Origin of the sequence: Klebsiella sp. HN106 (assembly GCF_051209435.1) — a bacterium.
Lineage (GTDB): Bacteria > Pseudomonadota > Gammaproteobacteria > Enterobacterales > Enterobacteriaceae > Klebsiella > Klebsiella oxytoca.
The window spans coordinates 1-425 of the sequence record NZ_JBLURD010000108.1; the positions used below are offsets into that span (position 1 = coordinate 1).

At 62.1% G+C, this 425-nt stretch carries 1 pseudogene; it reads left to right on the forward strand.

The annotated features are described in order from the left end of the window. Positions 1–415, forward strand: a pseudogene (locus ACSIPU_RS30550) (DNA repair protein RecN); the annotation flags it as partial. Positions 416–425 lie beyond the last annotated feature (10 nt).

The following is a 425-nucleotide window of genomic DNA, read 5'->3' on the forward strand; positions in this document are numbered from 1 at the left end:
CACCACTAACCCCGGTCAGCCGCTGCAGCCAATCGCCAAAGTGGCCTCCGGCGGCGAACTGTCGCGCATTGCGCTGGCGATTCAAGTGATCACCGCGCGTAAAATGGAAACCCCAGCGCTGATTTTCGACGAAGTGGACGTCGGCATCAGCGGCCCGACCGCCGCCGTGGTCGGCAAGCTGCTGCGCCAGCTGGGCGAGTCCACGCAGGTGATGTGCGTGACCCACCTGCCGCAGGTCGCAGGCTGCGGCCACCATCATTTCTTTGTCTGCAAAGAGACCGATGGCGAGATGACCGAAACCCATATGCAGCCGCTGGATAAACGTGCTCGCTTGCAGGAGCTGGCCCGTCTGCTGGGCGGCAGCGAAGTCACGCGCAACACCCTGGCGAACGCGAAAGAGTTGCTTGCCGCGTAAACTTTTTGAT